Origin of the sequence: Paraburkholderia lacunae (assembly GCF_003353175.1) — a bacterium.
GTDB lineage: Bacteria > Pseudomonadota > Gammaproteobacteria > Burkholderiales > Burkholderiaceae > Paraburkholderia > Paraburkholderia lacunae.
In genome coordinates this window covers 135,935-148,986 of the sequence record NZ_QHKS01000008.1, presented here as the reverse complement: position 1 = coordinate 148,986, position 13,052 = coordinate 135,935, and the positions used below count along the sequence as shown (strand labels likewise).

Sequence of the window (13,052 nt, the reverse complement as noted above, 5' to 3'; positions counted from 1 at the left end):
AAATATACAGTGTCGCGCGCAACCTCGACCGAATGGCCAATTCCGCCAACCGCCAGCAATGGTGCGCCCGGCGCTCAGCCGTGGATCACCACTAGCAGCGCTTTCGCCTCGCCTTTGCCGGCGTTGCGAATCGCGTGCGGCTCGTCGGCGACGTAGCGCGCCGTGTCCGCCGCCTTCAGCCGTTTCGTCGCGCCGGCCGCCTCGATTTCGATCGATCCCTGCAGCACGGTCAGATGCTCGCGCGTACCCGGTTCGTGCGCGTTCGACACCAGCGCCCCGCCCGCCTGCAGCGTCAGCTCGTACCACTCGAATTTGCCGGCCAACTCGATCGGCCCCCACACGCGCAGCTGATACTTTGCGTCGTGCCCGCTCAAAGTGGGAATGTCATGCGGGCCGGACACGGCGATCCCCTCCGGCGTCTTTTGCGGCGCGAACAGTGAATCGAGACTGACACCGAGTGCGTTAGTCAGGCGCCAGGCGACCGCAATCGTCGGATTCGCCTTGTCGCGCTCGATTTCCGATAGCATCGATTTCGACACGCCGGCCGCGCGCGACAAGTCGTCGAGCGTCATGCGCCGTTCGGCGCGCAAACGCTGAATCTGCTCGCCGACGCGCGGCGGCGCTGCGATCGCCGCGACCGAGGCCGAGCCTGAAGTGGGTGTCGCGCTGGGTGCGGGCTTGACTGCGGCGCGGCGGGTCCCCGAGCTTGCCATTTACTGACCTATCGTTTAGAGTTGTTCGGTATACCGGATTTTAGTTCGAAAAAACGAAAATATCCGATAAAACTGACACCGACTATAACAGGCCGTCCGTGGCCGCAAGTGCCGGAGATGCTCGCCGCGGGCGCTACCACCCTTTCAGGAGCCTGCTTCATGCGTGACCTTTACCTCGCCCATCTGCGCGGCACCCTCGAGCAGATCCGCGCAGACGGTTTTTACAAGAGCGAGCGCGTGATCGCGAGTCCGCAGTCGGCCGACGTCCGTCTCGCGAATGGCGCCGACGTGCTGAATTTCTGCGCGAACAACTATCTGGGCCTCGCCAATGACGAACGCCTGATCGAGGCCGCCAAAGAGGGGTTGGACAAAGACGGCTTCGGCATGGCGTCGGTGCGCTTCATTTGCGGCACGCAGACCGTGCACAAGGAACTCGAAAAAGCGCTCGCGGCGTTCCTGCAAACTGACGACTGCATCCTCTATTCGAGTTGTTTCGATGCGAATGGCGGCCTGTTCGAAACGCTGCTCGACGAATCCGACGCGATCATCAGCGACGAGTTGAATCACGCCAGCATTATCGACGGCGTGCGGCTCTCCAAAGCGAAGCGCTTTCGCTACAAGAACAACAATCTCGCCGATCTCGAAGCAAAACTGCAGGAAGCCGACGCCGCCGGTGCCCGCTTCAAGCTGATCGCGACCGACGGCGTGTTTTCGATGGACGGCATCATCGCCGACCTCGCGGGTATCTGCGATCTCGCCGACCGCTACGGCGCGCTGGTCATGGTCGACGACTCGCACGCAGTCGGCTTTGTCGGCGAACACGGGCGCGGTACGCCGGAACATTGCGGCGTGCTTGCGCGTGTCGACATCATTACCGGTACGCTCGGCAAAGCGCTGGGCGGCGCATCGGGCGGCTATGTCGCCGCACGCCAGGAAGTTGTCGATTTGCTGCGCCAACGCTCGCGTCCCTATCTGTTCTCGAACACGCTGACGCCGAGCATCGCCGCCGCATCGCTGAAAGTACTCGAATTGCTGGCGAGCGACGAAGGCGCGCAACTGCGAGCACGCGTGCGCGACAACGGCGCACATTTTCGCCGCGCGATGAGCGCGCTCGGTTTCACGCTCGTACCGGGCGAACATCCGATCATTCCGGTCATGCTCGGTGACGCGCAACTCGCGTCGAACATGGCCGATGCGTTGTTGAAGGAAGGTGTCTACGTGATCGGCTTCTCGTTTCCGGTGGTGCCGAAAGGCCGCGCGCGCATCCGCACGCAGATGAGCGCCGCGCACACACCCGAACAGATCGACCGCGCCGTGGATGCATTCGCGCGCGTCGGCCGTCAACTCGGCATTATCTGAAGCGGAGGCGCACATGAAAGCATTGGCAAAACTCGAACGCGCACCGGGCCTCACGCTCACGGACGTCGAGAAACCCGAAGTTGGCCACAACGACGTGATGATCCGCATCACACGCACCGCGATTTGCGGCACCGATATCCACATCTGGAAATGGGACGACTGGGCGCAAAAAACGATTCCGGTACCGATGCACGTCGGCCATGAATACGTCGGCGAAATTGTCGAAATGGGCCAGGAAGTGCGCGGCTTTGCGATCGGCGACCGTGTGTCGGGTGAAGGACATATCACCTGCGGGTTCTGTCGTAACTGTCGCGCGGGGCGCCGGCATCTATGCCGCAACACGGTGGGCGTCGGCGTGAATCGGGAAGGCGCGTTCGCCGAGTATCTGGTGATTCCCGCCTTCAACGCGTTCAAGATTCCGCCTGAGATTTCCGACGACCTCGCCGCGATCTTCGATCCATTCGGCAACGCCACGCATACGGCGCTGTCATTCAACCTGGTGGGCGAAGACGTGCTGATTACCGGCGCGGGGCCGATCGGCATCATGGCGGTGGCGATCGCAAAACACGTGGGCGCGCGCAACGTTGTGATTACCGACGTCAACGACTACCGGCTCGACCTCGCGCGCAAAATGGGTGCCACGCGTGCGGTGAACGTATCGCGCGAATCGCTGCGCGACGTGATGGCCGATTTGCACATGACCGAAGGTTTTGACGTGGGGCTGGAAATGTCAGGGGTGCCAAGCGCCTTTACCAGCATGCTCGAAGTGATGAACCACGGTGGCAAGATCGCGTTGCTCGGCATTCCGCCGGCGCAAACCGCGATCGACTGGACCCAGGTGATCTTCAAAGGTCTCGAAATCAAGGGCATTTATGGCCGCGAGATGTTTGAAACCTGGTACAAGATGGTGGCGATGCTGCAAAGCGGGCTGGACCTGTCGCCGATCCTCACGCACCATTTCAAGGTCGACGATTATCAACAGGCGTTCGCCACGATGCTCTCGGGAGAGAGCGGCAAGGTGATTCTCGACTGGACCGCTGCGTGAACTGCCACCTAAGCTAAAACAACGACGCCGCCCAACCGCAGCAGTCCAGATGAAACGCCCGCACCGCGCTCATGCGCCTGCGGGCGTTTTACCGAACTCGGCCTGAATGCGCACATGGATATCGTCGCCGACGGCCGGATACCACGTCGACAGACCGAACTTCGCGCGGCTGAAATGGCCGTCTGCGGAAAAACCGAGCGTGTCTTTTTTCGTTAGCGGATCGGGCGCGAAACCGTTGAAGGTCACGTCCAGCGTGACCGGTTGCGTGACGTCGCGAATCGTCAGATTGCCGGTCAGCGTGCCGCGCGATTCGCCGGTACGCTCGAAGTGCGTGCTGACAAAACGCAACTGCGGAAAGCGCGCCACGTCGAGCATGCTGGCGCTTGTCACCATCTTGTCGAGCACCGGCACATTCGTGTCGACGCTCGCCGCGTCGATCGTCACGGTTACCGCACTTTTGTCCAGACCGCCTTCATTCCAGTCGAGTTGACCCTGCCTGCGATCGAAACGCATCGTGAAGCGCGAATACTTTAGGTGATCGACGTCGAAGGTAATGCTGCAATGGTCCCGATCGAGTTCGTAGCGGCCAGCCGGCACCCGCGCCTCGCTCTGGCTGACCGTGTGCGTGAGCACTTGCAGCGGCGTACAGGCCATCGGTGCCAGCAGTGTTGCGCTGAGCAACGCGCGCATCAATGTTGCGCGGACAGTGGAGCTGTTCATGAGGTTCGTCCCGGTTAGCCAATCGTCATCACGATAGCAGTTAGCGTACTCAGACCGCAAAAAGCGCGCAAACGCACGTGGAAACTTGACGTAGGAGAATGATCGTTCTACCATCCGTGCATGGCTACGCAAACTGAAACTGAATCCCTGCTGCCGGGCAGTGCGCGCGAACGGCTGCTCGATGCTGCCGAAGCATTGATTTACGCGGGCGGCATTCATGCAACCGGCGTGGACGCGATCGTCAAGCAGTCCGGCACCGCGCGCAAAAGCTTCTACACGCATTTCGAATCGAAAGATGCACTCGTCGCCGCAGCGCTGGAACGGCGTGACGAACGCTGGATGAACTGGTTCATCGCGGGCACGCAGCGGCATGGCAAGACCGCGCGCAAACGCCTGCTCGGCATGTTCGACGTGCTGCGCGAATGGTTCGCGTCGGAGGATTTTCACGGCTGTGCGTTTCTGAACGCGGCCGGCGAGATCGCCTCCGCGGACGATCCGATCCGGATCGTCGCGCGTGAGCACAAGGAACGCCTGTTGGCCTTCGTGCGAACGCAGTGCGATGAATACGCGTTGGAGTCCGGCATTGACGGTCGCCGCGCCGCGCGACTGTCGCGCCAATGGCTGGTCTTGCTTGATGGCGCGATTGCCGTCGCGCTGGTGAGCGGCGAGTCCGACGCCGCGCTCGACGCGCGCGCCGCAGCCGAAGCGTTGCTCGACATCGAACCCGCTGGCAGATCTGCCAACAACCGCTCGCCATCCCGGCGAACCGCAACCTGACTGAGGAGCCGTCATGGCCGACCCGATCGAAACCCGCCCGCCGCTGCCACCGTTCACGCGCGAAAGTGCGATCCAGAAAGTACGCGCCGCGGAAGACGGCTGGAATACCCGCGACCCCGAGCGCGTGTCGCTCGCCTACACGCCCGACAGCGTGTGGCGCAACCGCGCCGAGTTCACGCACGGCCGCGCGGAGATCGTCGGACTGCTGCGCCGAAAATGGGCGAAGGAGCTCGACTATCGGTTGATCAAGGAGCTATGGGCGTTTACCGATAACCGCATAGCGGTGCGCTTCGCGTACGAATGGCATGACGATTCGAACAACTGGTTCCGTTCTTACGGCAACGAAAACTGGGAATTCGACGAACATGGGCTGATGGCGCGCCGTCATGCGAGCATCAACGATTTGCCGATCCGCGCATCCGACCGTTTGTATCACTGGCCCCTGGGCCGCCGTCCCGACGATCATCCCGGCCTCTCCGACCTCGGGCTCTGAACCCGCGAGGTGAACGCGGGCCGTGCGTTCACCGCTCTGCCATCGGTTCTCCGTTATTGTTGTGTTTGCGCCGCGGGGCACGTGCCGTGCCCGGGCGCCCGAGCGTGTCCTCCACTTCGCGTAAGCGGGTTGAGGTACAGTGCGCGACGGACGGCAAGCAAAAGAATACCCAGAACGCGGATGACACCGGCGCTCGACCGGTGACGGAGAACACATGCAATTTCGGCAGATAAAGAGGAATGTCCGGCGCACCGCCGTGGCGCTCGTCGCGAGTTTTGCGGCGGTGTCCGCAGCGCATGGGGGCAACTGGTGCGAGGGCGGCATATGGGGCGACCTGATGCTCGGTTCGTATCACATCAACCCCGACCCGAACACCCATTTCGAAGCGTTCAATCCAGGGCTTGGCGTCGAATGCTGGCTCAACAACCGATGGGCGCTGACCGCCGGCGGCTTTCGCAATTCGCTGCGGCGGCCTTCGTACTATGGCGGCGGCGTCTGGTCGCCGGACTTCGCGCGCTGGGGCATCGTCCGGATTGCGGCGATCGGCGGGATCATCTCGGGCTACAACTACGGCAACTGGGGCCTGGGTCGCGATCATACGATCGGACCCGTGGTTGCGCCGATCGTGATGGTCGAATACAAACGCGTTGGGGCGAACTTCATCGTGATTCCGCCGATTCCTTCGGACCATCTTCCGTTCACGATCGGGTTTCAAGCGAAGGTGAAGTTTTAGGTGGCTGTTCTCAATTCACAAATAGGCCGCGACTTTTTCAAACGACAGTTTTTGTGACAAAAAAGTGGCGACTTTCCATCTGGGTCTTCAGTTCGGCAAACTGACATGCCCGGCGCTTCCCATCAAGTCGTCTGCAAAAAAGCCCAGGAATTCGGCCGATTCCGTTTCCCACGCCGACGTCTCCGACGCGACCGCATCGACAGAACGTAGCGCGTCGACGGTCGCGCTTCTATTCGACACGAATCGCCATGACGCTGAGCGCATTGGCGCGACAGTCGCCCGGGCCGATTCGAGAGCGCTCAACAGAGCGGATGCGTCTGGCGAGTGCACGACAAAGCCTTCGTTGCCAAGCGCCGCGGTGGCGATTCCGAGTGTCTCGCAGAGAGCGGCCTTTACATCGACTTCGGCAGCATCGGTGTTGCGTGACTCTGCGATCAACGCTGCGATTTGCGCATCGACGATTTGTCCCTGTCTAAGTAGCGGTGAGGTGCCGTGCATCCACGCTTCGGGCGGACACGCCTTCTGGTCCGGGCTCAAAGGAATGAATGGGTTAATCTCCGCCGGATAGACGCGGCATACCAGCGGGCGGCTTTCGTAAGCGCTGCACTGCATATCTTCTCCGAGGTTCGGACACGGGCCATCAAACGCGGCGACAATCACCGCCACGACCCGGATAGGCAGAGAACCGCTTAAGGCGGGAAACGAGCGCCGCCGTTTGTGTGTCGCGATCAGGTTATCGTGGGCGGGCTCTTCGGGCCACGGGATAGCCTCGAGGAATAACTGAACCTGGTGACCGCGCTTTAGCCAGGTGATAGCTTCAGCTACCGTCAACGGTAGTCGAAGGTCGTGACAACATTTGCCGCACATGGTGCAGCCGAAGTCGATATTCATTCGTCAAGCTCCTTTGCCTTTTGGGCCATCCGGTTGTGTCTGCTTTTGTGGCGATAGCCTGGAGATTGTTGAGCTATCGCCATCAGACACAGCGTTCGACTTAGTCGGAGCAGAGGCGCGATTCTTACACTGGGTTAGGAGATTAATTTTTCTGGCGGTGGATAGGACGTTCGCGAAAGAGGGATGGTGAGGAATTCCAGGAGACGGTGCGATATCAGCGAGAGGTGAGCCGTTCCAGGATGGTGAGGAATTCCAGGAGACGACGCTGTATCGTCGAGAAGTGAGTCGTTCCAGGAGCTGAACATCACCCTTGAAAGGCGAAAAGACACGTCAAGGTGAGGAGTTCCAGGAGATGGCTCGCAAAGGTGAGTCATTCCAGGAGGCGAGGGATATCCACTTCAAGCGCGACGACACCGCGACGACGCAATAAGGTGAGGATTTCCAGGAAGTCCGCCTCATACCCACTGACGGTGACGCATCGAGCGTTCGAAATCTCACCCTCGAGCAAAGCAAGGCCGGAAGAATCCGCCGATCTCCTTACTTCTGCTTCCATCTATAAACAAAGCGTGAGTGCTTCATCTTGCGCGACGAGATGCCGCGAATCCCGCGAGCGCTACATTCGCGGGCACGCAGACGGCAGCCCGGCACCACCCTGGAGGCCAGGCTTTGTCGTGGTTGTAACGGCTTCGTAAAACATGATTCTTTGCGGGTTGATAAGTTGCGGATAACGCGCCGCGCCGCTACCTGAGCGGCGACGCTGCGTGATCATTGATCCATCGAAGGAGAAGGTATGAAAAAGCTGTTGGCAATTGCGGCGCTGGCCGCCCTGACCGCAACCTTGAGCGGATGCTGGTGGGGGCCGGGCCCGGGTTGGGGCGGGGGCGGTCCAGGTGGTGGCGGCCCCGGCGGCGGTGGTCCTGGCGGTGGGCCGCATGGCGCCATCGTCGTTCCTAACAACGCTGCGCAAGGCTAACCGAGGCTAACCCGGAAACGTAAGCGCCACGACGAAACCGCCATCGCTTGCGTTACCGGCCTGAAAAACGCCGCCGTTATACCGCACGAGGCGCCGCACGATTGCGAGGCCCAGTCCGCAGTGAGCATCGCCACTGCGCGCCTCGTCGAGCCGCACGAACGGCTGCAGCGCGCGATCGAGTTGATCGCAGGGAATGCCGCCGCCGTGATCGCGGACCTCGAGCGTGTATTGACCGTTGCGCCTGTACGTGGAGATATCCACTGGCGGGTCGCCATACGTGAGCGCGTTCTCGATCAGATTGGTAAGAATCCGGTCGAGATCGACGAGCGGCAGGCCGAAACCGTCGCCGGCTTGCAGATCGAGGCGCACGAGTGCATCGTCAGCGAGACTGTCGCCGTAATGCCGGCGAGGTGCCAGGCGAATCACGGGAGTGAAGCGAACCGCCGAAAGGTGAGAAGATTCGGGAGCACTCGCGGTGAGAACAACGCTACCTGTCGCCGCACTTCAAACTCAAAGGTGAGGATATTCGGGATGACACCCAACGCTTTCCGCGACGAGATCGAGGCGGCGCTCGCACAACACGCCGACGCCCAGCGCGCACTCGCGATGCGCGCTTATATGCGGAATCAGTTCGAGTTCATCGGCGTGCCGACGCCGCTGCGGCGGCAAGCGACATTGCCGGTCTTCAAGCGGCTCCCGGTCGAGAACGCGGAGCTTCTCCTCGCGTACGCACGCGTCTTGTGGTCCATGCCGCAACGTGAGTATCAATACGCCGCCACCGATCTGCTGGCGCGCAAGTGGAAGGTCCTCGGTCTCGCGGACATCGAGCATCTGCTTTCGATAGCGCAACGTAGCGCGTGGTGGGATTCGGTCGATCCGCTGGCGGGCGTGGTCGGCGACGTTCTGAAATCCGCGCGGGAGCAAGTCCCGAACGCGCAGATCTGCATGGACGCCGCGCTCGAGCATGAGTCGCTGTGGATTCGCCGCATCGCAATGATTCACCAACTCGGCTGGCGCGATCATACCGACGAGGAGCGTCTATTCGGTTATGCCCGCTCACTGGCCGCGGAAACGGACTTCTTTATCCGCAAGGCCATCGGTTGGGCTTTGCGTGACTACGCGTGGCATGCGCCTCACGCAGTGAGCGACTTTCTGTCCGCTACGCGCGACGTGATCTCGCCGCTCACATTGCGCGAGGCGGCGAAGCATCTTTCGGCGATTCGCCGATGAGTGTGCTTTTATGGCTTTGGTCTTTTCTTGCTTTTTTCGGTTTGAGAGTGACAAAAATACTGCGAAAGATGCTTCACCCCCGGCTACCAAAAGATGCGCAAGACGGATGCGCAAAACGGTGCCAAAGCGCGCGACGCTACCGGCACACAGACAGCAAGCGCCGCGCAGGAAAACCAGCAGAGGCGCCTCCATTTCCCACATTAAAGCCAAATTTAAATGGGCTTTGTATAACGGCATTACCGAGAAAAACTTTAGAAAAAAATTAACACGCCGGGCCGTCTAAACCCCTATTTTTATTAGCAATTAGTCATCGCTCGGTAACATGCGCCCGGAATAATCCCCTGCGTTGCAGCATCACCAGATTCCGCGAAAAAGCGCGCGCCCCACCAGAGGGCCGACGCAAAAGGCCACACCCTCGGGGGTTCAAATGACTATCCGTCATCGCATCACGTTATTGGTTGTCTTGATGTTCGTCGCTCTATCGGCGATCGGCGGCTACGCCGTCTATCAGACCCGCGGCAGCGCGGCCGAAGTGCGGCAGGTGACCGAGGGTGTCGTGCCCAGCGCGCTCGCGTCCGCCGACCTCGTGTCGCAAGTCAAAGACGTCCAGATCGCCACAATGACGCTCGTCTACGCACCGGACGACAACATGGTCGCCCAGGCACAGGACGAACTGAAGAAGAAAAAGGCCTCGCTGCAACAGGCCCTCGCGCTGCAAGCGAAAGATGCCGCGAGCCACGCGCAAAAAGGTTTGGTGTCGCAAGCCACGGACAGCCTGGAAAACTACTTCTCCGCAATCGCCGAAACGGCGAAGATGAAGGCGGTCGGCAAGAACGAACTCGCGCAGGCCTATCTGTTCGCCAACGTCGCGCAGTATCGCGACGAACTCGAAGGCATCGTCGAAACCCTGCGCGTCGAAAAGAACCGCGAGAAAGACGAAGCGATCACTACGCTGAACGCCACGCTCGCCACCACCACGACGGCCATCGCGATCGTCACCGGCATCGCCATCATTCTGCTGACCTCGATCGGCTCGCTGCTCTATCGCCAGATCACGCGCCCGCTCAGCCGCATGCAGGCGATGATGAGCGAGATCGCCTCGAGCCAGGACTTTACGCGCCGCGTGCCGGTGGGCCGCCTCGACGAGATCGGCCATTCGATCGTCGCCTTCAACGGGATGATCGAAAAGATCCAGGAAAGCTCGGCGCAACTCAAACAGAAGACCGCCGACATTCAGGCGATGCTGCAGAACATGCAGCAGGGCATTCTGACGGTGATCGATGGCGCCGTGGTTCACGCGGAATACTCGGCCTATCTGGAAGACATCTTCGAAACGAAGGATATCGCCGGCCGCAGTCTGATGGACCTGGTGTTTTCGGAAACCGATCTCGGTTCGGACGTCCTCTCGCAAGTCGATGCGGCGACGCACGCGTGCCTCGGCGAAGACTGCATCAACTTCGCTTTCAATCAGCATCTGCTGGTGGGCGAGATTTCGAAGCGCATGCCCGACGGCCGCGTAAAGATTCTCGACCTGAGCTGGTCGGCGATCACCGACGAAAACGACGTCATCGTGCGCCTGATGCTGTGCGTGCGCGACGTCACCGAGCTGCGCAAGCTCGCAGCCGAAGCCAGCGAACAGCGCCGCCGCCTCGACATGATCGGCGAGATTCTCGCTGTCAGCGAAGAGAAGTTCCATCATTTCATCGAAAGCTCCGCCGGGTTCGTCAGCGAAAACGAGCGGATCATTCGCAAGCATTCCGAAGCGGACCACGCGGCGATCGCCGAGCTGTTCCGCAACATGCACACCATCAAGGGCAACGCGCGAACCTATAACCTCCAGCATCTGACCAACGTCGTCCACGAAACCGAGCAGAGCTATGACGAATTGCGCCAGCCGGACGCGGACCGTCCGTGGGATCAGGAACATCTGATGCAGGAGCTGACGCGCGTGCGCGAAGCCATTGAGAGCTACGCGAAGATCAACGAACACAGTCTCGGTCGCAAGGGCAAGGGCCGCGTGAACGACGCCGGCAACGCGGGCCGCTACGTGATGGTCGAGAAGGAACACATCCAGCAGACCCTGCGCCTGCTGGAGACGGCGAACGCAAGCGAGCTCAACGAGTTGCAGTCGATGCGCGACGCCGTGCGCCAAACCTTGCGGGCTCTGGGCAGCGAAAGCGTGCGCGACGCACTGTCTGGTGTGCTCGACTCGCTGCCGTCGCTCGCGCATGAACTGGGCAAGCAGGCGCCGAACGTGCGCATCGATGACAACGGCTATCGTCTGCGCGGCCAGGCAGGCGGCACGCTGAACAATGTGTTCATGCATCTGCTGCGCAATTCGATGGATCACGGCATCGAAACCGCCGAGGCGCGCACCGCGCAAGGCAAGACGCCGGCCGGCACGATCGATATCGAAGTCGGCGTGGACAGCGGCGCGCTGCAGATCACGCTCAGCGACGACGGCCGCGGTCTCGCGCTCGAACGGATTCGCGGTATCGCCGTCGAGCGCGGCTGGATCGGTCGGGACGACGCGCTGAGCGACGAAGCCATCGCCGATTTCATTTTCCGGCCGGGCTTCTCGACGGCGGAAACGGTCACGGAAGTGTCGGGTCGCGGTGTCGGTATGGATGCCGTGCGCGATTTTCTCAAGCGTGAGAACGGCAGCATCGAGCTGCGTTTCACCGACGATCACAAGGGCGCATCGTTCCGCCAGTTCCAGACGATCGTCTGTCTGCCGGACAGCGTCGCGGTCGATACGTTAGGTGTGCAGGCACGCGGCGATGCCGGCGAACTGCGACTCGACGCAATGGCGTGAGCCGGGCACGGATTTTCGGAAGGATCGGTCGTGATTCCACAGTATCTGATGGCAGCGGTGGCAGGCGGCGCAATCACTGCGTTGCTGGCGTTCGCCGTGCACAAGTTGCAAAACGGCAAGACCATCGCACGGTTGCGCGCTGAAAGCGAAGCGCGAATCGACACGCTGCTGTCCGAGCATGCGGGTCATGTCGAAACGCTCCGTGAGCGCGAGCAGTTCGCGCAGGATCTGGAGGCGTCGCTCGCACAGCTGCGCGAGGAACTGGCGCGGCAATCGGCGGCATCTGAAGATCTGCGCACGGCGTTGCAAGCCGCCACCGACGACAAAGACCAGTGGGCACATCACGCGCAACAGATCGCGAGCGAAGCCGCGCGGCTGAAGAGCCTCGGCGCGACGTTCGAGCGTTGGCACGATCAGATGATTTCGCTGATGACGCAAAACCACGACATGCACGCGAAAAATCAGGAGCTTTCGTCGATTGTCCGGCACGTGGTGATCGTTTCGCTGAACGCTTCGATCGAAGCCGCACGAGCGGGCGCGGCCGGGCGCGGCTTCGCGGTGGTGGCGAGCGAGGTTCGCTCGCTTGCGGCGCGCTCCGAAGACCTCTCGAAGAGCTATCGCGACAGCCTGCACCGCAACGACCTGACCACGACCTCGACGTTTCAGGACATCCAGGCGGGCGGCAAGATGATCGCTGCGTCACTGAGCAGCGTCGAGTCGCTGGCCAATCAGTTCCAGGCGAAGCTTAGCCAGGTGTCGACGTGATCACCGGCCACGCAAAGGAAAGCTTCGAACGTATTTTCCGCAGGGCTGCACAAGCGCGCTTGCCGCTGCAATCGAGCGATACGTGCGAGATCGTGCCGCTCGCGCAAGCCGGCATGGGCGCGACGAGCGACACCCAGGTGGTCGTACTGACCATCTCGTCGATGGTGTTCAGACTGCTGCTGATCCTTCAGTTCGATGAAAACGACAGCCTCCGCAGCTACTTCCTGAAAGACACGGCGGACCGGTCTTTCCAGGAAGCGTTTCTGGAAATCTGCAACCTGTGCTGCGGCGCGATGAATCAAGAACTGTTGCGCTATTTCCCGGACCTCGGCATGTCGACGCCTTACGTGCTGAGCGCTCGCTGCCTGTCATATTTGCAGGAACTGAAACCGGATTTTCTGTCTTCGTATTCGATCGCGATCGAGGGTTCGGTACAGCTTGCCGCGACGATTTGCGTCTGCGCAGATGCGCCGGTCGACTTCGTGGCGGATACGAGCGCCGTCGAAGAGACCAGCGGCGAGCTGGAGATGTTTTGAAC

Annotated in this window: 14 protein-coding genes and 1 pseudogene; 10 read left to right on the top strand and 5 right to left on the bottom strand. The window is 61.1% G+C overall.

All coding sequences use genetic code 11. From position 1 onward, the window contains the following. Window positions 1-74 precede the first annotated feature (74 nt). Window positions 75-713 (bottom strand): helix-turn-helix domain-containing protein, encoded by a 639-nt coding sequence (locus tag DLM46_RS14160; RefSeq protein ID WP_115101377.1) that lies wholly within the window; start codon window positions 711-713, stop codon window positions 75-77. A 159-nt stretch (window positions 714-872) separates the two neighbouring features. Between DLM46_RS14160 and DLM46_RS14155 the strand changes: the two genes are divergently transcribed. Together DLM46_RS14155 and tdh are read left to right on the top strand one after the other, a co-directional pair. After that, window positions 873-2,072, top strand: coding sequence for a glycine C-acetyltransferase (locus tag DLM46_RS14155; protein WP_115101376.1), 1,200 nt, complete (start codon window positions 873-875; stop codon window positions 2,070-2,072). Between the two features lie 13 nt (window positions 2,073-2,085). After that, on the top strand, window positions 2,086-3,117 hold the full coding sequence (gene tdh, locus DLM46_RS14150) for an L-threonine 3-dehydrogenase (protein ID WP_115101532.1): 1,032 nt from the start codon (window positions 2,086-2,088) through the stop codon (window positions 3,115-3,117). Between the two features lie 69 nt (window positions 3,118-3,186). Here tdh and DLM46_RS14145 read toward each other — a convergent pair whose 3' ends face one another. Continuing rightward, window positions 3,187-3,837 carry a YceI family protein gene (locus DLM46_RS14145; RefSeq protein ID WP_115101375.1) on the bottom strand — a complete coding sequence of 217 codons (651 nt, stop codon included), beginning with the start codon at window positions 3,835-3,837 and terminating at the stop codon, window positions 3,187-3,189. A 120-nt stretch (window positions 3,838-3,957) separates the two neighbouring features. Between DLM46_RS14145 and DLM46_RS14140 the strand changes: the two genes are divergently transcribed. From DLM46_RS14140 to DLM46_RS14130, 3 genes are all read left to right on the top strand, one after another. Further along, window positions 3,958-4,614 carry a TetR/AcrR family transcriptional regulator gene (locus DLM46_RS14140; protein WP_115101374.1) on the top strand — a complete coding sequence of 219 codons (657 nt, stop codon included), beginning with the start codon at window positions 3,958-3,960 and terminating at the stop codon, window positions 4,612-4,614. A gap of 13 nt (window positions 4,615-4,627) precedes the next feature. After that, window positions 4,628-5,107 carry a nuclear transport factor 2 family protein gene (locus tag DLM46_RS14135; RefSeq protein ID WP_115101373.1) on the top strand — a complete coding sequence of 160 codons (480 nt, stop codon included), beginning with the start codon at window positions 4,628-4,630 and terminating at the stop codon, window positions 5,105-5,107. 214 nt (window positions 5,108-5,321) lie between these two features. Next, window positions 5,322-5,840 (top strand): hypothetical protein, encoded by a 519-nt coding sequence (locus DLM46_RS14130; RefSeq protein WP_115101372.1) that lies wholly within the window; start codon window positions 5,322-5,324, stop codon window positions 5,838-5,840. A gap of 87 nt (window positions 5,841-5,927) precedes the next feature. Here the strand turns inward: DLM46_RS14130 and DLM46_RS14125 are convergent, their stop codons facing one another. Then, a complete protein-coding gene (locus tag DLM46_RS14125) occupies window positions 5,928-6,731 on the bottom strand; it encodes a YkgJ family cysteine cluster protein (protein WP_115101371.1) in 804 nt (267 codons plus the stop codon). A gap of 370 nt (window positions 6,732-7,101) precedes the next feature. After that, the gene (locus DLM46_RS39045; RefSeq protein ID WP_133300336.1) at window positions 7,102-7,284 is read right to left on the bottom strand and encodes a hypothetical protein; all 183 of its coding nucleotides are present in this window, start codon (window positions 7,282-7,284) and stop codon (window positions 7,102-7,104) included. A 237-nt stretch (window positions 7,285-7,521) separates the two neighbouring features. Here DLM46_RS39045 and DLM46_RS14120 point away from each other — a divergent pair, with 237 nt between their 5' ends. After that, entirely contained in the window at window positions 7,522-7,704 is a 183-nt protein-coding gene (locus DLM46_RS14120) for a hypothetical protein (protein ID WP_115101370.1), read from the top strand. Window positions 7,705-7,710: 6 nt separating this feature from the next. On the opposite strand, the pseudogene DLM46_RS14115 reads toward DLM46_RS14120, so the two are convergent. Further along, window positions 7,711-8,112: pseudogene (locus tag DLM46_RS14115) on the bottom strand (sensor histidine kinase); the annotation flags it as partial. A 123-nt stretch (window positions 8,113-8,235) separates the two neighbouring features. Here DLM46_RS14115 and DLM46_RS14110 point away from each other — a divergent pair. From DLM46_RS14110 to DLM46_RS14095, 4 genes are all read left to right on the top strand, one after another. Beyond that, entirely contained in the window at window positions 8,236-8,934 is a 699-nt protein-coding gene (locus DLM46_RS14110) for a DNA alkylation repair protein (RefSeq protein WP_115101369.1), read from the top strand. 427 nt (window positions 8,935-9,361) lie between these two features. Beyond that, window positions 9,362-11,749 carry a HAMP domain-containing protein gene (locus tag DLM46_RS14105; protein ID WP_115101368.1) on the top strand — a complete coding sequence of 796 codons (2,388 nt, stop codon included), beginning with the start codon at window positions 9,362-9,364 and terminating at the stop codon, window positions 11,747-11,749. 30 nt (window positions 11,750-11,779) lie between these two features. Continuing rightward, a complete protein-coding gene (locus tag DLM46_RS40920) occupies window positions 11,780-12,514 on the top strand; it encodes a methyl-accepting chemotaxis protein (RefSeq protein WP_279635188.1) in 735 nt (244 codons plus the stop codon). Beyond that, window positions 12,511-13,050, top strand: coding sequence for a hypothetical protein (locus DLM46_RS14095; protein WP_115101366.1), 540 nt, complete (start codon window positions 12,511-12,513; stop codon window positions 13,048-13,050). Before DLM46_RS40920 ends, DLM46_RS14095 begins: the two co-directional genes overlap by 4 nt. The last annotated feature ends 2 nt before the right edge of the window (window positions 13,051-13,052 follow it).